Annotated in this window: 16 protein-coding genes; all 16 read left to right on the top strand. The window is 43.0% G+C overall.

Translation table 11 applies throughout. From position 1 onward, the window contains the following. The first annotated feature begins 3 nt into the window (after positions 1–3). Positions 4–468 carry a chemotaxis protein CheW gene (locus NLZ44_RS21110; protein ID WP_008055446.1) on the top strand — a complete coding sequence of 155 codons (465 nt, stop codon included), beginning with the start codon at positions 4–6 and terminating at the stop codon, positions 466–468. A 70-nt stretch (positions 469–538) separates the two neighbouring features. Further along, on the top strand, positions 539–2,659 hold the full coding sequence (locus tag NLZ44_RS21105; RefSeq protein ID WP_493751052.1) for a methyl-accepting chemotaxis protein: 2,121 nt from the start codon (positions 539–541) through the stop codon (positions 2,657–2,659). A gap of 164 nt (positions 2,660–2,823) precedes the next feature. Next, positions 2,824–6,096, top strand: coding sequence for a HEAT repeat domain-containing protein (locus tag NLZ44_RS21100; RefSeq protein ID WP_493751051.1), 3,273 nt, complete (start codon positions 2,824–2,826; stop codon positions 6,094–6,096). Positions 6,097–6,193: 97 nt separating this feature from the next. Continuing rightward, complete coding sequence (locus NLZ44_RS21095) at positions 6,194–7,066, top strand: CheR family methyltransferase (RefSeq protein ID WP_008055451.1); 873 nt, start codon at positions 6,194–6,196, stop codon at positions 7,064–7,066. A 43-nt stretch (positions 7,067–7,109) separates the two neighbouring features. Next, entirely contained in the window at positions 7,110–8,159 is a 1,050-nt protein-coding gene (locus NLZ44_RS21090) for a protein-glutamate methylesterase/protein-glutamine glutaminase (RefSeq protein WP_493751050.1), read from the top strand. 34 nt (positions 8,160–8,193) lie between these two features. Next, positions 8,194–8,823 carry a chemotaxis protein CheC gene (locus NLZ44_RS21085; RefSeq protein WP_493751049.1) on the top strand — a complete coding sequence of 210 codons (630 nt, stop codon included), beginning with the start codon at positions 8,194–8,196 and terminating at the stop codon, positions 8,821–8,823. 3 nt (positions 8,824–8,826) lie between these two features. Then, a complete protein-coding gene (locus NLZ44_RS21080; RefSeq protein ID WP_493751048.1) occupies positions 8,827–10,302 on the top strand; it encodes a TRM11 family methyltransferase in 1,476 nt (491 codons plus the stop codon). A 16-nt stretch (positions 10,303–10,318) separates the two neighbouring features. Next, entirely contained in the window at positions 10,319–10,603 is a 285-nt protein-coding gene (locus tag NLZ44_RS21075; protein WP_493751047.1) for an AvaI/BsoBI family type II restriction endonuclease, read from the top strand. 76 nt (positions 10,604–10,679) lie between these two features. Then, entirely contained in the window at positions 10,680–11,417 is a 738-nt protein-coding gene (locus NLZ44_RS21070) for a cytochrome c biogenesis protein CcdA (protein ID WP_493751046.1), read from the top strand. Between the two features lie 28 nt (positions 11,418–11,445). After that, the gene (locus NLZ44_RS21065) at positions 11,446–12,816 is read left to right on the top strand and encodes a cytochrome c biogenesis protein (RefSeq protein ID WP_493751045.1); all 1,371 of its coding nucleotides are present in this window, start codon (positions 11,446–11,448) and stop codon (positions 12,814–12,816) included. A gap of 236 nt (positions 12,817–13,052) precedes the next feature. Then, positions 13,053–15,665 carry a SpoIIE family protein phosphatase gene (locus tag NLZ44_RS21060; protein ID WP_493751044.1) on the top strand — a complete coding sequence of 871 codons (2,613 nt, stop codon included), beginning with the start codon at positions 13,053–13,055 and terminating at the stop codon, positions 15,663–15,665. A 99-nt stretch (positions 15,666–15,764) separates the two neighbouring features. Continuing rightward, complete coding sequence (locus NLZ44_RS21055) at positions 15,765–18,326, top strand: SpoIIE family protein phosphatase (protein WP_493751043.1); 2,562 nt, start codon at positions 15,765–15,767, stop codon at positions 18,324–18,326. 92 nt (positions 18,327–18,418) lie between these two features. Beyond that, entirely contained in the window at positions 18,419–18,577 is a 159-nt protein-coding gene (locus tag NLZ44_RS21050; protein ID WP_014274359.1) for a hypothetical protein, read from the top strand. Between the two features lie 54 nt (positions 18,578–18,631). Beyond that, a complete protein-coding gene (gene mrdA / locus NLZ44_RS21045) occupies positions 18,632–20,422 on the top strand; it encodes a penicillin-binding protein 2 (protein WP_493751042.1) in 1,791 nt (596 codons plus the stop codon). Between the two features lie 186 nt (positions 20,423–20,608). Continuing rightward, positions 20,609–20,902, top strand: coding sequence for a Mo-dependent nitrogenase C-terminal domain-containing protein (locus tag NLZ44_RS21040; protein WP_493751041.1), 294 nt, complete (start codon positions 20,609–20,611; stop codon positions 20,900–20,902). 132 nt (positions 20,903–21,034) lie between these two features. Beyond that, positions 21,035–21,340: a hypothetical protein gene (locus NLZ44_RS21035; protein WP_493751040.1), complete on the top strand. Its 306-nt coding sequence runs from the start codon at positions 21,035–21,037 to the stop codon at positions 21,338–21,340. Positions 21,341–21,651: the final 311 nt, after the last annotated feature.

The following is a 21,651-nucleotide window of genomic DNA, read 5'->3' as shown; positions in this document are numbered from 1 at the left end:
TCTATGACTAAATCAGCAGATACATCTCAACCTTTTATTTTATTTGAACTTGACCATACCACTTATGGTATTCCCTCTGGTGTTGTCCAACAGATGGAAATGGTTGAGCAAATTACGCCAGTTCCTAACTCAGCGTCTTTTGTGGTAGGGGTGGTATTCTCCCGTGGTCAAGTGATACCAGCAATTGATTTGAGGGTACGATTTGGATTTGCCAAAATACCGTATACCCTGCGAACCCGACTAATAGTGATTAATACTAATCAGCGGACAGTGGGTTTAATTGTAGATACAGCCAGGGAGTTTGTATCAATTCCGGCACAAACTATTCAGCCTTCACCGGAGGGAATTTCTAGCTTGAGTGGGAAATATTTGGCGGGAATTGCCACTTTAGGAGAAAGAGTGATACTAATTCTAAATGTGGAGGAATTGTTAGTGTTACCGGAATTAGTATCAGAAAGGGGTGGCTAGGTTGATGGGGGGGGGAATGGGTCTGATGGGAGTTGTTATTTGTATTGAGAGTGAATGAGGTAATTTGAAAATGGGTAAAAAATCTAAAAATCCGAAGAAGCCAGATAATAGTTATCTGGAAGCTGCCAATTTTCAGAATTTCCAAACATCAGAGGAGAGGGAAAAACTGAAATTGGAAATGATGGAAATTAGGGACAATGCCGATCGCGTTAATACAGTGGCGATCGCGATCGCCAAAATAGCGAAACAGGTAGCGGAAGGGGCCGAATCTCAACTGCAACTACTCGATCGCACTTCTAACAGTGTCAACCAGATGAATAAATCCCTGGGAGAAACGACACTCCAAGCGGAATCAGTAGCCAGTTCGACAGAGGAATTAGTTTCTTCGGTAAATGAGATGGCTGCATCCATTGAACAGGTGTCCGCTAGTAGTATGGCACTAGCGACGGGTGTGCGCCAAACGGTAACATCAATTCACGAGAGTACCAGCAACACGGCGAGAGTAGCAGCAAACGCCCAAGAAATGGCAACTTCTGCCACCCAGGTGATCGCGTCGATGACCCAAATGACCACTTCCATTAGAAACGTGAGTGACGACACGGAAAATCTGACCGTATCGGTAAATCAGACGGCTTCTTCTATGGAAGAAATGACCAGTTCCATTGCGGGAGTAGCTAACAATGCGGATGATTTAACGGCTGCATCAGAAGAAACCAGCGCCTCCATCAACGAGATGGCAGCATCTATCGAGGAGGTATCCGCAACTATTGAGAACCTGGCTTCTACGGTAGAAGAGGTATCAACGTCTATCGAAGAAATTGCCCAATCAGTGCAGGGGGTAGCCAATAACGCGGAACAAATTACGGAGGTAGCGACGGACTCAGCCACGAGTGCGGAACAACTCGATCGCTCTATCCAATCAATTAGCAGCCTAACCCAAAAAGCCAATGAACTTACCCGTGCTGTGGGAGTTGATGCGGATAAGGGGGGTAAAACCATTGAAAAAGCGATTCAGGGTTTGGCAAGAGTGCGCGAATCCATGGTTAAATCGGCTGATGTAATGCGGGATATGGGTAAACGCACCAATGAAATTAGCACCATTGTTGATACAATTAACTTAATCTCGGAACGGACTAATCTGCTATCACTAAATGCTTCCATTGAAGCAGCTCGTGCGGGAGAAGCGGGGCGGGGGTTTGCTGTGGTTGCGGAAGAAATCCGCAATTTGGCCGATCGCGCCGCCCAAGCGACGTTCGATATTGCTGCAATTATTAAGGCATTACAGTCGGTGGTGCAAGATGCCGTGAGTACATCGAATGATGGGCTACGAATTGCGGAAGATAGTGGCACTCTAGCAGAAGATGGGTTATTGGGTCTTAAACAAATTCTGGCAGGAGTTGAACAAACGACGCAATTAATGAACCAAATTGCGATCGCCTCTCAAGAACAACTGACGGCTGGACAACGGGTGGTAACGGCGATTAATATGACTGCTACCCAAGCCAAAGAAGTAGCCATTGCTACCCATGAGCAAGCCAAAACTACTCAGGGAATTGTGCAGTCCACCCGACACATGAGGCAAATTGCTCAACAGGTAACACAGGCTATGGGAGAACAGGCGCGAGCGGCTAGGGATGTAATTAAGGCGGCTCAGAATACCAATAATTTAGCCGGACAAATTCGTAAGGCTACCTTTGAACAAAATAAGGGTGCTGAACAAATCATGCAGGCGGTAGAGTCCATGCGCCGAGGGGTGATTAGCACGAACCGTGCTTTAGCGGAACAGTCCACAGCAGGGGAGCAAATCTCGAAGGAGTCCGAGCGGCTGTCGCAATTGATTAGCAATGTGACGCGATCGATGACTGAACAGAGTAGCAGTGCGAACCAAATTAGCCAAGCAGTGGAGAGTATCCAAATGCAGTCTGAACAGGTGGCTAAGGCTATGCAGGAACAAAGTAGGGCGGTACAGGACATGAATTTAGCTACTCGTAGTATTGCCAAACAAATAGCTTTGATCCGCACATCTAATTTAGAGCATTCGGATGTTTCTGGTAATCTGCTGGCCAGTATAGAAACCTTACAAACTATTGCCAAAAACAATAGTTCAGGGGTACACCAAACTAATGAAAAGGCTCAAGGTTTGCTGTCACATACTCAAGCACTTATGGAGGTTTTAAAGGTTGGCAGTTAACAGCTAATCACAGTTAAAAGCTGCTAACATTGGCACTGGAATGATTAGGGGTAGCCCGAAAGTCTATCCCTATAACGAACCCTCTCAATTGTTGAGAGGGGGCTAAAATTGATAATTAAAATTGTTAATTGTCAGCCCAAATTAAAACTTACCCCCTTAAAAATATGACGATTAGTATTTTTACAACAGATGAGCAATTATTGGTGAGATCCTGGGATTCTCAACTAGCTATGATGAGCGGCTTAGATGCAGAAGAGGTCTATGGTTGTCCGTTGACCGAGATAATTCCTGATTTGGAATCGAGGGGTTTACTGGCTCGCTTTAATCAGGTTCTGGAAGATGGTACTATCGAAACCCTAGCACCGGATTTTCACCATTATTTAATTCAGTGCCCGCCACCGAAACCCTCGAAATATTTTGAGTCAATGCAGCAACGGATAACTATTGCACCTTTGCGAGAAAAAACGGCGATCGTGGGTTTGGTGATTACTTTAGAAGATGTCACGGAACGCATGGAGGCAGAATGGGAATTAGCTAATGCTCGCACATTGTCAAATTCTGAGCCAGAAATCGACTCTGATATGTCAGTCCATGAGTCCCTAATTGCTGCCCTGGCTGACGATCGCTGGCAAGTGCGCCAAAATGCTACCCGTCACTTGACCAATGTTAAAGCGCCAGAATTGAACGCGCAACTGTTGCAATTGTTGCGACAACAACATCACAATCCGAATATCCTCAACAGCGTGATCCAGGTTCTGACTCTCACGCAAGTTGATATAGTCCCCGCTTTGATTGATTGCCTCAAGGAAGAGGATTCGGATCTGCGGATTTATGTAGTCCAAACCCTCGGACAAAGGAAAGATCCCCGGGCTGTCTCTGTCCTGATTGATATGTTGGATGATGAGAATGTCAATGTCCGGTATCATGCTATTGAAGCTCTGGGAAAACTACAAGCCCTAGAAGCGGTTGATAGCCTGGTTAAAATCGCTGAGTCAGAAGACTTTTTCCTGGCCTTCCCTGCCCTTGATGCCCTAATGCAAATGGCTAATGCTAAACTGGCTCCTCAACTGGTTCCACTGCTGCAAAAAACCCTGAATTGGCAATTGCGCCGAGAAGCGGTTGATAATTTGGCGATAACTGATGACCCAGAAATTATCCGCAGTCTACTGCGATTGATGCGGGAACAGCATCGCAACCCCAATGTTCTTAATGCGACTCTACAAATTCTCGCCCTCAGTAATGTAGACCCAATTCCGGCACTGGTGGAATGCTTGGGAGAACCAGACCCGGATCTGCGAATTTATACGGCTCTGGCTTTGGGAGAACGCCACGACCCCCGTGCTATCCCTGCTCTGATTGGTTTGCTCAATGATCCAGATATCAATGTTCGCTATCATGCCATTGAGAGTTTGGGACAACTGAAGGCAAAGGAGGCGGTGGAGCGTTTGGTTGAGATTGCTACCAGTGGGGATTTCTTTTTGGCTTTTCCGGCGATCGAAACTTTGGTGACTATTGGCGATACAACGATTATTCCCAAACTTCTGCCCCTATTGGAAAATGAGTTGCTTTGTAGTCCGGTGGTATCGGCTTTGGGTAAGTTTGCGGATGCTGATGCGGTAGCGCCTTTGGTGGCTCAACTCAGTCGCCCTTTGACATCGATCGCAGAAATTGTTTTAGCCTTGGCGGAAATTTACGCTAATTATAAACAACTGGAAGAAGGACAACATATCGCTGATATGACTCGCCAAGTCATAGAAGACCAGGCGGTGGAAAATATCCTAGCAGAGATTGAACAAGGCTCTTTGTCTGGCCCGGAGTTACGGGGGATGGTGATGATTTTGGGTTGGCTGGAAGGAGAGAAAATTGAGCAAACTTTAGGAAAACTCCTGAATAATCAGGAAGTTCGCGATCCGGTTATGGAAGCGTTGGTTGCTTATGGGGGAAGGGTAGCGCCTCTATTGATTATGCAGTTGGAAGCGGGAGACTTGGAAACTCGCAAGGCGGCGGTTATGGCTTTGGGACGTATCGGCAGCACCCAGGCGGTTCCGGCTTTGATGTCTTTGTTGGGTAATGCTGAACCGGAACTGGTGATGGTGACGACTACGGCTTTGGCTCACATTGGCGACGGTCGCGCTTTTGAGGGGCTGTTGCAGTTACTGGCACATCCTGACTCGGCGGTGCGTTTGGGGGCGATCGCTGCTCTCAATTCTTTGGGCCATCCCGCTATGCCTCCACGGATTTATGATCTGTTGGCTGACCCTAACCCATTAGTACGAGAGTCGGCGGTGAGAATTGCTGGGTATTTTGCTTTTGAGAATTGCAAAGACCGATTATTGGCTTGTACACAAGATTCCGAAGATCGGGTTTGTCGGGCGGCGATTGAACATTTGCCCTATTTGGAGGATGACCGGGTTCTGCCGCTCTTGGTGCAAACTTTGGCTCACCCTTCAGCTTCTTTGCGATCGGCTGTGGCTCATGCTATGGGAGAATTGGAGAATATCGAAACTCTCCCTTATCTACTACAAGGGTTGGATGACCCAGAATCTTGGGTTCGTTATCAGGCCGCTCGTTCTATTGGTCGCTATGCTGACACTTTAATTGATATCCTGGAATCGGGTTCAAGTTCATCTCTACCAGAACCTTTGGCTGAACTCAATGTTGCTGAATGGGCTGAAAGTGCCTTTGTCGCCCTGAAACAACTGGCTAATCATGACCCTGCTGATCCGGTTAGAGCGATCGCTGCTGAGTCCTTGGGGGCTATTGCCGGTGTGAGGGCCACTCCCATTTTGTCTCGGTTGGCTGAGTTGGAGGATGAAGGCGGAGACGTGGCCCGTGCTGCTTTGAGGGCTTTGGGACGGATTAACCGCGCTCAGGCTATACCCCCTTTACTCACCGCTCTCAATTCCCCTAACTCTGAACGTCGTCTTGATGCTCTCCATGCCTTTCGTGAACGGGGAGGAACTGAAGCCGGAGTAGCTTTGCAATGGATGGCCGCCGCTGACCCCGAAGAACGTCTGGTTTATGAGGCGATCGAGTCTCTTTCCCGTCTCGCTACTCCAGAAGCCATTTCAGCCTTGCTGGAATTGACCGTTGACCCTAGCACGCGAGAGGCTTGTCTTAATGCTTTGGTGCGCCGTAATTGTCCCGAAACTTTAGAGGCAGAATATATTGAATTAGTCGCTCAGGGATTAAAACACATCCATCCGGGAGTTCGCTGTTCTGTCGTCGAGGTTCTCAAACGTTTTAAGCATCCCATAGCTTCCGAGTTTTTGATTCAAGCCTTGAGTGATGCTGATCAAAATGTCCGTCTGGCTGCAGTCACCGCTTTAGTTTATCTGGGAAATCACAGTTGCGATGAACAATTAGCTAAACTGGCTCGCACTGACCCCTCTCCCGCTATCCGTCGCGCCGCTCATCGAGGTCTACATTCCTCTTAAAATTGTCCTTTGTGGTTAGGATCAGGTGCTTGACGGTTTTTAACTGTTAAATATAGCCCCAATTTTACGGTAGATTATCAGGATTTATATGTGATCTATGTCATTTCGCCCAGACTCTCTAGAACTATCGGAAAGTACCTTTATTATTCTGCGGGATTTAATTCACGACCGCACTGGTTTGTACTACGAATCCAGCAAAAGAGACCTGTTGGCGGATAAGGTGTATCCTCGATTAGTAGACAAGAACTTTGATTCGTTTTTGGATTACTATTATCTACTTAAATATGATCCTGATGCCGATGGTGAGTGGAAATGCCTGATGGATGCTCTGTCGGTTTCGGAAACTTTCTTCTGGCGGGAATTTGACCAGATTCGGGTCATGGTTGATGTGTTGTTACCATCATTAATAGACAAATATAAAGCTGGTTCTCCATCTCATGATTGGCCGATGTGTAGACCTATTCAAATTTGGTGCGCGGCTTGTTCTACTGGTGAAGAACCTATCTCAATTGCTATGGCTTTACAAGAGGCGGGTTGGTTTGACAAACTACCTATTAATATCTACGGTAGTGATGCTTCCCCTAGGGCAATTAATAAGGCTAAGGAAGGACTATATCGACAATATTCATTTCGGGCAATTCCTCCTAAAATTCAGGATAAATATTTTGACAAAGAAGGAGATAATTGGCGAATTAAACCGAGTATTCATAAGCGAATCACCTGGCAAGTTGCCAACATTACTTCCCCTCAAGAAATTGCCAACTTTAGAAATATTAACTTTATTTTTTGCCGAAATGTGTTCATCTATTTTTCGGATAAATCTATCCAGAAAACTGTTAAACTATTCTCGGAAAGAATGGCAGAATCGGGTTATTTATTTATTAGTGCCTCCGAGTCCCTGTTAAAGTTTGAAACCGATTTCAAATTGATAGATATTAGACAAGCATTTGCCTATCAAAAAAAGCGTTAACTTACCTGATATAATATAAAATATACTACTGAGGAGCCATGAGATGAAAAATATTATCCGAGTTTTGATTGTAGATGATTCCGCCTATGTCCGTAAGGTGATTAGACAAATGCTGTCTCGTAGTCCCTTTATTGAGGTGGTTGATGTCGCTCATGATGGTGCCGATGCTCTGGAAAAAATTGAACGGCTGGGAGACCAGGTAGATGTCGTAACCTTGGATTTGTTGATGCCTAAAATGGACGGTGTGGAGTTTATTAAACACCAAATGGCGCGCCGTCCCCTACCTGTGATTGTGGTCAGTATTGCTAATGAAGGAGGCGAGAAATTTCTGGCGGCTTTGGATGCTGGGGCCGTGGATTTTGTCCATAAACCTACGGCCCTCGCTACCGAAAAAATGTTTGATATTAGTGATGAATTAATCGCCAAAGTGAAAACAGCATCTACTGTCCCTATTCACTGCATCACTAATGTTAATGAATTGCCCTCATCACTGCCATTACCTCGCCCTCCTATGAGTTCCGGAAAAATTGAATTGGTGGCGATCGGAATCTCCACAGGAGGCCCTCAAGCCTTGGCGTTTTTAATTCCTCAATTGCCGGAAAATTTGCCAGTTCCGGTTGTGGTGGTTTTGCATATGCCTGTGGGATACACTAATATGTACGCCCAACGCCTCAATCGTCTTTGTTCTCTCGATGTTAAAGAGGCTCAAGCGGGAGATTTGGTCCGCCCCGGTGAGGTGCTAATTGCTCAGGCTGGACACCATCTGAGTTTTAAGCGTAATCATGATCAAAATGTGGTTGTCCGTTTGCACACTAAACCTTTTGATTTACCTCACCGTCCATCGGTGGATGTCATGTTTCAATCGGCGGCGGAGATCTATAAAGACCGGGTTTTGGGTGTGGTTATGACTGGAATGGGATCTGATGGTAAACAAGGTGCAGCTTGGATTAAGTCCCACGGTGGCTCGGTTTTTACGGAAGCTGAAGAAAGCTGTGTGGTCTATGGGATGCCTAGAACAGTTGTAGAAGCTGGTTTAAGCGATCGCAGTATCCCCCTGAATCAGATGGCTAAAGCGATCGTAGATTATTTATAAATTAGATGTTCTTTAGGGTTTGGGAGTTCTCGTGATGCTGCTCACAGAAAAACAACAGAATGCACTGATTGGATTTATCAATATGATATTATCCAGACGACCGGCAAGTTCTTTATCAGCATTAATTCAATGTCCGGTGATTTTGGATGTTTCTAATATTTGGCTGTATCCTCTTAGTAAATGTAAAACCGAATTTGCCGACTGCTTTGCTAATGAGGTGGCTAATGTCCGTCAAACTTTGTCTGGTTCCTTGTCCGGAGATGCCTTAATACTTCTTGACTATCCCGTCGCCGTGATGTTAACTAATTTACTCCGCCAAAATTCGAGACAACCTATTGAACATCTGAATATTTCCGCCTGTGAAGTGTTGACAGAAGTTGGCAATATTTTACTGAGTAGTTTTCTGCGTATTTTAGGCAACTTAATGGGAAGTCCGATTACAGTTTCCGAGCAGTCATTTTCCATTGACCCCCTAGAATCAATGATTAATTCTCTGATTTTAGAACATCAAGAAATCCGCTATGTTTTAGTTGTCAAAACTAAATTTATTCTCTGTGATAATTCCCTAGAAGCATACTTGTTTTTTGTATCTGGGGTTATGCCTCTATCTTGTATGATTAGAGGCATTGAGTCTGTCAGCAATGTGGCAGTTTCTAGGGTTTAGATAATGTGGGGAATCTCTAATTATAAATTATCAGGAGAAAAGGCAGTCGAAAACATAGCAGATATCCGAGAAGTCAACCGTCTTGATCAACAATTACATAATTCCTTTAAAAACAAATTTTTAATCGAACCATCACTAACCAGGCTGTTAGTCAGTTTTCAGGCGAATAAAACTCAACCTATTTATCGTTGGTATAAGTATAAAGAAGCCTTTTCCGCATCTCTAGTTCAACTGTTATTGGCAAAATATGGATTGACTCAAGGCAAAATTTTAGACCCATTTGCAGGTAGTGGAACTGCTTTATTTGCAGCTAGTGATATCGGCATTAATGCTGATGGTATTGAATTATTGCCCATTGGTCAAAATATAATTGATACAAGAAGGCTGTTAAATTCCGAATTTACAGGCGATGATATTCACAGGTTAAAAAACTGGGTCAACTTAAAATTATGGAAACAATTTGAACATCAACTCACTCTACCAGAGTTTAAAATTACCCAGGGTGCTTACTCCCCAGAAACTCAAACAGCAATTGAGAAATATCTAGCAGCTTGCGAACAGGAAAATCCTCAAATTCAAACCGTTTTACTATTTGCTTTGCTTTGTATTTTGGAATCGATAAGCTACACCAGAAAAGATGGTCAGTATCTACGTTGGGATTACCGTTCGGGTCGAGGTAGTGGCAAAAAGTCTTTTAATAAAGGCAATATTTTAGATTTTGATGATGCTATTACTCAGAAAATCAATGAAATTATTAATGATTTAGAACCACCTACACAGCAAATTGAACTTTTCCCTACCCATAAACCTCAAGGTAAAATTCACCTATATAAAGGGTCTTGTCTGGAAGTAATGCCATGTTTACCTAATGGTAGCTATGACGCTATGATCACATCTCCACCTTATTGTAATCGATATGATTACACTCGTACCTATGCCTTAGAACTAGCTTTATTGGGAGTGTCTGCAAAAGAATTAACCCATCTTCGTCAGGAAATGTTAAGTTGTACTGTTGAAAATCGCCCTAAAGATTTGTTGGCTATTAATCAAAATTGGCAATTAGCTTTAAGTGTGGCTGAAAATCAAACTCTATTGCAAGCCATATTACAATTTTTAGAACAGCAAAAATCACAGGGCAAATTAAATAATAATAGTATACCTAGAATGGTGAAAGGATACTTTGACGAAATGGCTTGTGTGATTCAAGAATGCTCCCGCCTACTTAAACCCGGAGGACTTTTATTTATGGTTAATGACAATGTGCGTTATGCTGGGATTAGTATTTCCGTAGATATGATTCTTTCTGATTTAGCTGAAAATTTGGGTTTGGTTGTTGAAAATATACTTATTTTACCAGGCAATAAAGGTAACAGTAGTCAGCAAATGGGAAGTCATGGGCGTGAACCTTTAAGAAAATGTGTTTATGTCTGGCAAAAAACATCAATTAATCATAATAAATTTAAATTTATGTTGATTTAATAATAAATATACTCAGGTGAATTTACAATCTATCCTAGCTTTAGGTGAACTGAAGGGAGGGATAGATCCAGCGGGAGCTGATGAACATTGGAAAACAGCACAAGCAGCACTAAATCGGATGCGACAAGCATTATATCAAGTGGGATATTCTCCTTATATGTTCTTTGTCGGCGCAGCCATAGCAACTAGGATGGCTGCGGAAATTTGGGAGCAACTAGAAAATGGGACGCTCCATAATGCAGCTAATCTCAATCAAGAAAATCAAGTAGCATCTATTTCTCGTTGGCTGTGCGATCTGTAGGAGTTTTATTTGAGATGTGGACTCGCTAAAAAAACGTTACAATCTTTGATAGTTCCCAAACTAATCAACTAGACTCATGAGCGAAACCCTACAAACACAACTCTATGAAATTGCACAATTTGCTAATACCCTAGTGCGCGAACAACTAACCCATGTGGGATGGCCAAGCGTTCTCATCCTGTTGGCTGCTGGGTTGCTAACCAGTTTGACCCCCTGTATGCTGTCTATGTTGCCGATTACGATTGGCTATATTGGTGGATATGAAAATCAAAATCGCACCACAGCGGCCATTCAGTCTACCTGGTTTGCTTTGGGACTAGCAACTACTTTAGCGGGATTGGGGATTTTTGCCTCTCTGGTGGGACAGGTTTATGGTCAGATTGGCTGGGGTTTGCCTATTCTGGTGAGTGCGATCGCCATTTTGATGGGATTGAACCTTTTAGAAGCCTTACCCCTGCAACTTCCGGCTTTTGATACCATGGGGTGGATTCCTGAAAACCTCCCCCATTCTGCGCGGTCTTATCTGTTGGGGTTAACTTTTGGTTTGGTGGCTTCTCCCTGTAGTACCCCCGTGTTAGCGACGATTCTGGCTTGGGTTTCTACCACTGGCGATATCCTTCTAGGGGGGGTGCTGCTGCTGTCTTACGCTGTGGGTTATGTGGCTCCGTTGATTGTGGCGGGTACATTTACGGCTACTATTAAAAGGTTGCTGGCTTTGCGTCAGTGGTCGGGTTGGATTACTCCGGCTAGTGGTGTTTTACTGGTAGGGTTTGGGGTGTTTTCTCTGTTGTCCCGACTGGCTCCGATCGCCTAGTTAACTTTTGCAAAATCTTGATTTAATTATGACTGCTAAAGATGTGGTTTTATCCAAACTTTCTAGTTGGGGAACAGCACCCCGACAATTTTTCCGCAAAGAATTACTTCCGGTGTTGGCGGATTTGCGATTAGCGATTGTTTTATTATTAGCGATCGCTATTTTTAGCATCTCTGGAACTGTCATCGAACAAGGACAGTCCGCCGCCTTTTATCAAGCTAACTACCCAGAAGATCCGGCTTTGTTTGGGTTTTTAACCTGGAAGGTATTACTACTGATAGGGCTAGATCATGTCTACCGCACTTGGTGGTTTTTGTCAATCCTAATTTTATTTGGCTCTAGTCTCACCGCCTGCACTTTCACCCGGCAGTTACCGACCTTAAAATCGGCACAACGTTGGCAATATTACGAACAGGAAAAACAGTTTAAAAATTTAGCTTTAAGTGCCGAGGTGAAAAATGTATCCCTAGACCATCTCAAACACACCTTAGAAAGCCGTCGTTATCTGGTATTTCAAGAGGGAAATAAACTTTATGCTCGCCGAGGTATAATTGGTCGGATTGGACCCATTGTAGTTCACGCTAGTATGTTGATTATTTTGGCGGGTTCAATTGTGGGTGCGATGACGGGTTTTATTGCTCAAGAACTTGTGCCTAGTGGTAAGATATTTGGCATTCAAAATATTATTGATGCTGGACCTTTTTCTGAGTCTCAAATGCCCCAAGATTGGGCGGTTAAAGTTAATCGGTTTTGGATTGATTATACACCTGATGGCACTATCGATCAATTTTATTCAGATTTGTCGGTAGTCGATCGGGAGGGACAAGAACGCGATCGCCAAACTATTCATGTTAATAAACCCCTACGTTATGATGGTATCACGTTTTATCAAGCTGATTGGGGAATAGCTGGGGTAAAAGTTCGGATCAATCGTTCCCCGGTGCTACAACTACCAATGGCGCAACTAGATACCGGGGGAAAAGGTCGCATTTGGGGAACTTGGGTTCCCACCAAAACTGATTTGAGTGAGGGAGTCTCCCTGCTGGCGAAAGATTTACAGGGAACTGTGTTAATTTATGATAATGATGGTCAGTTAGTCTCAACAGTCCGCGAGGGTATGTCTCTTGACATCAATGGGGTCACCCTCTATGTTGATGAGGTGGTGGGAAGTACGGGATTGCAAATTAAAGCTGATCCAGGTATTCCAATTGTTTATGCAGGATTTGGATTGCTGATGATTAGTGTATTAATGAGCTATGTATCTCATTCCCAAATTTGGGGACTCCAGCAGGGTGATCGGCTTTATATTGGCGGTAAAACTAACCGCGCTAAGGTGGCGTTTGAGCGTGAAGTGGTGGCGCTATTAGACCAAATCGAGTCGGAACAAACCATCAGCTAAACTATCATTCCCCCCTCTCTTAGAGTAATAGGGGGGGGATTTGCTCATAGATTTTACGGGTGAGTTTTGATTAACAATTAAATCAATATCAACGTTTATTGATAGGGTGATAATTACTAAATTTCAGGGTCTTTTCAAGTTAATTTTCTGGGTAAAATCCCCTATCTCGATGCGGAATATATCCCCCAGATACGAAAATTTTGATTAGCCTCATATTCTAAATATCTGCCAATATTATGCTGGTTCCAAAGTTCAACCAAGCCATTATCAAACTCTTTGGGAATACCTCGATTAGTACAATTTTAATTGTACCATTTGTAGTCCAAGTAGTGGGAGCCACCGGACTGGTGGGTTATTTATCCTTCCGCACCGGAAAAAGTGCGATCGCCGATTTAGCGAATCAATTAATCGAAGAAGTAAGCGATCGCGTTTACCAAAACCTAGACCTTTATCTAGCAATTCCCCATCAAATAAACAACAATAAACTGGATGCTATAAAATTAGGATTTTTAGAAATTAATAACCTGGATACTTGGGAAGAATTCCTATGGCGACAAGTTCAACACTACCCCTATATTAACTTTACATCGGTTGGTAATTACCTGGGAGACTATCGCACCGGGGAAAGGCTGTCTGACGGAACTCTGATGATTAATTTATCGGGAGAGTCCACCAATTTCGACTTCTATTCTTACTATACTGATAGCGAAGGAAATCGCACCACAGTGGCGCTAATGGTTCCCCAATTTGATATCCGTGAACATACATCTTATACCAGTGCTGCTGAAGCAGGAAAACCCACATGGAGTGATGTTTATATCTCTTTTCTAGAACCCACCTTAATTTTAAGTGCTTTGCATCCAGTTTATAATGATAATAGTGAATTAGAAGGAGTTTTAGTAGCCGCCTTACGTTTAGACCATATCGGCGAATTTCTGAACCAACTACAAATCGGGAAAACCGGACAAGCATTTCTGATTGAACGTAACGGAACTTTACTGGCTACATCTACTCCTGAATTACCCTTTACTATTGATGAAAATGATAACCGAGAATTGCTGAACGCTAAATATAGTAATGACCCCATAACTCAAACAGCCACACAATATTTATTTAATCAATTTGGGGATTTAAAGAATATTGATACTCGCCAAAGTATCAGGTTTAAATTTGACAGCGATCGCTATTTTTTAAAACTGCTACCTTTTGCAGATGAGCATGGTTTAGATTGGCTGATTGTCGTCATTGTCCCAGAGTCAGACTTTATGGCAGAAATTAACGCCAATATTCGCACTACTATTCGACTTTCTGTTGGTGCGATGATTGGTGCAGTTATTATTGGTATTCTGACGGCTCGTTGGATTACTTACCCAATTTTTCGCCTGAATGCTGCTGCTAAAGATTTAGCTCAAGGAAATTGGTCAGAGTCTCTGAAATTAGACCGTAACGATGAATTAGGACAACTGACAGCCGCTTTTAATAGTATGGCTCAACAACTCCAGCAGTCATTTCATGATTTAACATCCTTAAACCAAGCCTTATCAGAAAGCGAAAGTAAATTAACTAAATTTTTAAATGTACTCCCGGTGGGTGTATCGGTTCATGACCCAGAAGGAAAAGTGATTTACTTTAACAAGACCGCCGAGGAGTTACTTGGTATTGAAGAAATCCCTGATATTGATGGCTCCGAAATCTGTATTAAATATCAAGTTTATCTAGCTGAAACTAATCAAATATATGCGACGGAAAAATTGCCAGCTATCCGAGCCTTACAAGGGCAGACTTGCATTGTAGATGATTTAGAAATTGAGCGAGATGGTGGTCGAATTTCTTTAGAGGTGAGAGGAACCCCAATTTTTGGTGATGGGGAAAATATTATTTATGCCATTGTGGCTTTTCAAGATATTACCGAACAAAAACGAGCCGACAAAGTTTTAGCGGATTATAGCCGTACTTTGGAAGCAGAAGTTTCTCAAAGGACGGCTGAACTGGCGGAAGCTCATGCAGAAATTATGGCTTTAAATGAGTGTTTAAAAGCCGAAAATTTACGCCTAGAAACGGAATTAGAAGTGGCTCAAAAATTGCAACAAATGATTTTACCAAAACCGGAAGAGTTAAACAAAATTTATGGGTTTGATGTAGCGGGATTTATGCAGCCTGCTGATGAAGTGGGTGGAGATTATTATGATATTATTCTACAGGATGGACAATTAACTATTGGTATTGGTGATGTGACCGGACATGGCTTAGAAAGTGGTGTTTTGATGCTGATGGCACAAACGGCAGTTCAGACTCTTTTGGCGGTGAAAGAAACCGATCCAGTCAAATTCTTAAATGCTATTAATCAGGTGATTTATAGTAATGCTCTGCGGATGAACTCTGATAAAAACCTGACCTTATCTTTTGTGAAGTTTCGGGAGGATAAATTTTATTTAAGTGGACAGCATGAAACTTTAATTATAGTCCGTAATAATGGAGATATTGACCAAATAGATACCTTGGATTTAGGCTTTCCTATCGGCTTGGAAGAGGATATATCGGATTTTATTAGTCAAGTGGAGGTAAAGGTTAATCCCGGAGAAATCATAGTTTTATATACTGATGGTATCCCGGAGGCTATTAATGAGAAAGAAGAAATGTATGGTATGGAACGCCTATGTTTAGTGCTTCAGCACAACCGCCATGAGTCAGTTCATACTATTTGTGAAAATGTGGTTAAAGATGTTATGAATTTTATTGGCACACAACAGGTATTAGATGATATAACATTAGTGGTGTTAAAAAAAACACAACCATATAATTCGGTAGATTTGACCAAACTACCAAAATATGTGAATAAATTAGCCTAAAAAATCCTGGGGTTAAACCATAAGCAAATTTTATATAAGCCTTGGTATTAATTGGGAGGTATGTGGATCTATAATTATCGATAAAAAGCTGACAATATCATGGCATATCAAAAGGTAAATCAAATCATTATTAAATTATTTGGTCAAACTTCTATACGGAGTATTTTGATTCTACCATTTGTGGTGCAAGTGGTGGGAGCAGCCGGACTGGTGGGTTATCTATCTTTCCGAACCGGACAAGAGGCGATCGCAGATTTAGCTAACCAATTAATTCAAGAAGTTGGCGATCGTATTTACCAAAACCTAGAATTATACCTAGAAATTCCTGCTAATATAAACCAAAAAAAACTGGATGTGATCAAGTTAGGATTTTTAGAAATTGATAATCTTGAACCCTGGGAACAATACCTGTGGCGACAAGTACAAAATTACCCCTATATTAATTTTACCGGTCTGGCTAACAGCCAAGGAGAATATCGAGCTGGTGAAAGGCTATCTGATGGTTCTTTTATGATTAATATTATTGGACCAGAGATAGATTTTAGCTTCCATTCTTATCATACCAATGACCAAGGCGATCGCACTACTCTAAAAACCATAGTCGAGAACGCAGATCCACGCAAGCATACAGTTTATATCACACCCAAAGAAGCTGGTAAACCCATCTGGAGTGAAATTCATATCTCCTACTTAGAACCCACGCTACTTTTAAGCCATCTTTATCCAGTCTATGATGATAGTAATAACTTCCAAGGTGTATTAATTTCAACCTTACGTCTAGATCATATTTCGGAATTTCTCCATAGCCTTAGTATTGGGAAGTCTGGACAAGCATTTATTATAAGACGTGACGGGACTTTCTTGGCTACTTCCACCTTAGAATTACCCTTTACCATTGATGAAGAAGAACGCCGAGAATTAATGAATGCTCACCAAAGCAATAATCCCATTACTCAAGCAACGGCTAAAGATTTATTTAATACCTTTGGCGACCTCAAAACTCTAGGGAGTAACCAAAATCATGAGTTACGATTGAATGAAAATCTGTACTTTGTGAAAGTTAGACGTTTACAGGATGAGTATAATTTAGATTGGCTGATTGTTGTAGTTGTACCAGAGTCAGATTTTATGTCTGAAATAAACGCCAATATTCGCACTACTATTAAACTTGGTATTGGTGCAATGATTGTGGCAATTATTATTGGTATTATGACAGCTAGGTGGATTACTTTGCCAATTTCCCGCCTGAATATTGTCGCCAGTAATTTAGCCAAAGGAGACTGGAAACTGTCCCTATATCTGCAAAGAAATGATGAAATAGGACAACTTACAAATGCTTTTAATACAATGGCCACCCAACTACAAAAGTCATTTCAAGATTTAACCACCCTCAATGAAGCCTTAGTAGAAAGTGAAAGTAGACTAACCAAATTTTTAAACGTTATTCCGGTAGGAGTAGCTATTTATGCACCGAATGGCGAGCTAATTTATTTGAACAAAACCGCCGAATATTTACTATCATTTGAGGATAGGAGAGACTTAGAAAACCATGCTTTCCAGCTAAATAATTATATTTATAAAGGGGGAACTAATCAATTATACAGAGTTAGCAATCTCCCCTATAATAGAGCCTTACAAGGTGAAACTGTGGTGTCTAATGATCTAGAAATTCAAGTAAGCGATCGCCGTATTCCCTTAGAAGTGAGAGCAGCTCCTATTGTGGACAACCAAGGCAATATTATCTATGCAATTGTGGCATTTCAAGACATTACCGAAAACCAAAAAGCTGCCAAAATCTTATCAGATTATAGTAAAGCCTTAGAATTAGAAGTTAATCAACGCAGCGCGGAACTTGCTCAAGCTCATGCCGAAATTACGGCTCTGAACCAATGTTTACAAGCCGAAAATTCTCGCCTCGAAACCGAATTAGAAGTAGCTCAAAAACTGCAACACATGATTTTACCGAAACCGGAAGAATTAGCACAAATTTCTAACTTTGATGTAGCGGGATTTATGCAGCCAGCGGACGAGGTTGGGGGAGATTATTATGATATCATACTAGAGTCCGATGGCAGATTAACAGTAGGTATTGGTGACGTAACCGGACACGGTTTAGAAAGTGGTGTGTTAATGCTGATGACACAAACAGCGGCTCGCACTTTATCAGCCTTACCAGAACCCGACCCCGTCAAGTTTTTAAATGCGATTAACCAGGTAATTTATAGTAATGCGATGCGGATGAGAACCGATAAAAATTTAACCCTGTCTTTCTTAACATTTCAAGATGATAAATTTCATTTAACCGGACAGCATGAAAGTTTAATTATACTTCGTAACCATGGAGAAATCGAACAAATTGATACAATGGATTTAGGCTTTCCGATAGGTTTAGAAGAAGATATCTCAGATTTTATTAATCAGCTAGAGGTGAAAGTCAATCCAGGAGAAGTGATGGTTTTATATACCGATGGTATCCCGGAAGCCGTTAATGAGCAACAGGAAATGTATGGTATGGAGCGACTTTGTGGAGTGCTTCAGGAAAACCGCCACGAGTCAGTTGATAGTATTTGTGAAAGGGTAGTTAAAGATGTCAAGCAATTTATCGGCACACAAAAGCTGTTAGATGATATAACCTTAGTAGTTTTAAAAAAAATAGCATAGCCGGAGTAGAGACCGACTCAGGAAGCCGAGAGCCATGCTAATGTTAAAATCTAGTCAACAGATATCCTAGATATGCACTCAGGATCTAAGCTATGGCTGTACTACTTACCTGGATCGCGCTAATTCTGAGCATTCTGCTAACAGAGACATTTTGGCTAGACCCTCTGAGCTTTCTGAATTGGCTACACCTACCGAATTGGACTGGGTTAGCATTTGTGGGGTTAATTGTGGCTTGGTGTCTTGGGGAATAAGTACCAACCCGCCCAAAAAATAGTATCTTGTATCAGAGATTTATTTAAAGGTCTATGGTTCGTCAACTGTCTTTTAGCCCTAGGGTTCGTTTTACCAGTAGCGCGCGCCCCACTGTTCGCAAAGAAGCGCCGCGACCGCTGTATCGTGGTTTACTATTAATGCTGGTAGCCACAGGATTGATAGGTTTGCAGGTTCATCGGCTGGTACAACTGCAACTGGTGGAGGGAGCAGAAAACCGACTGAGAGCGGAAGAAAACCGTATCCGGCTGATTCTAGTCCCCTCAAATCGGGGTCGAATTCTCGATCGCAATGGTAGAGCCATAGCCGATAACCACCAAGTGCGGGGGGTTTATTTATGGCCAAGGGAAAAGACCCCAGAACAGTGGAAACAAGCGGCCAACCAACTGAGTGAGTTACTGGATGTACCAGTAAGCAGCATTTTAAACGAACTAGAACGCATCGGCTACCAATCCGCCACCTCAGTCCGCATTACCAATAATGTGACTCCAGAAGCCTTTATCTGGTTAGCGGAAAATGCCGAGAAGATGTCCGGGGTTGAAGTTAGGATGGAGTCGAGTCGCCACTATCCCCACGGTAATTTAGCTGCTCAATTAGTTGGCTACATTGGGGAAGCCAACCTACAAGAATTAAAAGCTAACCCCGATTGGCCAATGGGCATGGTGGTGGGACAGTTGGGGGTTGAAGCCTCAGCCAATAAAGATTTAGTGGGAGTGTGGGGCGCTCGTTTGGTGGAAGTGAACGCCAAAAACGAGGAACTGCGGATCTTTGGTGAGAAACCCTCTCAAGGGGGTAGAGACGTACAACTAACCATAGATATCAATCTCCAGAGAGCGGCGGAACAGGCTCTGGGACCGCGACGGGGAGCAGCAGTAGCCCTGAATGTGAAAACTGGGGAAGTGTTAGCAATGGCGAATAGTCCACGATTTGACCCTAATTTATTTACTCGCCCCATTACCCCCCAACAATGGGAAGAACTCCAAGCCTTAGAGCATCCGTTTCTGAATCGCGCCTTACAGGGATATCCCCCCGGAAGTACATTTAAGATTGTTTCCGCTGCTGCTGGTATGGGTTCTGGCCATTTTAGTCCGGGTTCGGTAATTGCGACCTCAGATTCAATTACTATTGGTGGGATTACCTTTAACGAACATAGTGGCGGGCTTGGGGTAATTGGGTTTCGGGATGCTTTAGCCTTTAGTAGTAATACCTTTTTCTATCGCCTGGGTATGGCAATTGGCCCGGAAACTATGGCTAAATGGGCTAGAAATTTGGGAATTGGTACTACGGATTTAAGATTGTTGGGGTTAACAGAGGGGTCTAGTGGATGGGTTCCTACCCCGGAAGACAAGGAAAAAATGTTTGGGGAACCCTGGTACTTGGGGGATACTGTCACGATGTCTATTGGTCAGGGAGCGGTACTAGCTACCCCTCTGGAGTTGGCGGTGATGGTATCGGCGATCGCCAATGGTGGACAGCGAGTTAAACCCCATTTACTCTCTTCCATGACTAATACTCCCGCTAGCCAACCTGTACCCACGGGATTGGCTCCTGATGTGATTAAAAAAATTCGAGAGGGGTTAGTTGCTACGGTCCAGTATGGAACCGCTCAGGTGATGAATGATGGTAGTATCCCTTTAACTGGCGGGAAAACCGGAACTTCTGAGGTTTGGGGACAGCGATCGCACTCGGTTTATGTCGCCTTTGGTGCTGCGGATCAAGCAGAAATTGGCATTGCTGTAGTCGTGGAAAATGGCGGTTTTGGCTCTAGGGCGGCGGCTCCGGTGGCTCTGGAGATGTTCCGAACCTACTTTGCTGGTAAAAAATAACCACCCACCCAACCGGGTAACACCAAACCCGGTTAGGTAGGGATTTCAGGCGGTGGCTACTTCCTCCGTCGGACATATATAAATTTTTATAATCATAATCAAGGATTTATATAAGTAAACCCTTGCGTTATAGCGATCGCCTTGCTAAATTAAATCTATAGCAACCGAGGAGGAGGCATAGCAGATATGAATACACCCAACTTAAATACCCAGCCAAATTTCATCTTAAAACCCATCAAAACCTGGCTCGATAACTTTCAAGTCAAAAATCCCAAAACAGCCCGATTAATCTGCAATTTAATCCCCGCACAATGCCCCTTTGAACGCACTATCAAACTGTTTGGGCGTACAGTTTTACAGATTCCCCCCCTCTGCAAATTCAATCCTTTTTATGAGGAAGTTGTGGCTATGCGATTTCGCGCCCTTTGCTACTTAGCCGATGAATGTGGAGAAGATATTTCTCAGTTTTTTGTAGCCTAAGATAACCTGTCTCTAGCCCAAATTCTAGCATCATCTCTCTTCCGGGTGGAGACTCCCGTTATACCTGCTGTCTTTAGGGGGATAGGAAAGTCGTTCAGCCTTTTCACACAATCAATAATTATCTGTGAAAATGTGATAATAACTGAAAAAGCCTACCGATACCACTTTGGCTATAACACCCTGCCAGAGCGCATTGGGGAATTTGGCGATCGCGTTTTCCCCCTGGATACCAGCGATAATCAAACGAATAAAAAGGCACCTCTATACCCGCAAAATGGCAACAACCCAGGGACTAACCGCCTTATTAAAAATTCCGGTTATCAAGTTTATTTACACCTTAAACACCGGAAATTCCACCATCGCCTATTAGTGAAACAAAACTCTAACCCCGATTTCCCTCTCATAGGTATTGTGGATACCAACAGATATTTCAAGTAAAAATCTGGCAATAGTCGGAAGTTTCTGAGTATTGCACAATTGGGAATAATTCAGTATTGGAGACACTTGAGATCCCCATGTCACGGTAGTTAGCGATCGCCAAAGTGTCCCCGAACCCACGCCAACTTTCACACTCTTGATATTGGCAATAATCGGCAGTTTTATACTCAAACACCGATCGCCCCTATCCTCCTTTCACTTTTCGGTTTGTTCTCCACCCGCTATAAGCTAAAGTCCGGGGGGTACAATCATAGCCATCGTCTTACCCAGAAAGGGTTTCAGCCTCTGTCGAGACTCAAAAATGTGGCAGT

The sequence above is a fragment of the Arthrospira sp. PCC 9901 genome, assembly GCF_059013425.1.
This window is presented reverse-complemented; position numbering and strand designations above follow the sequence as displayed.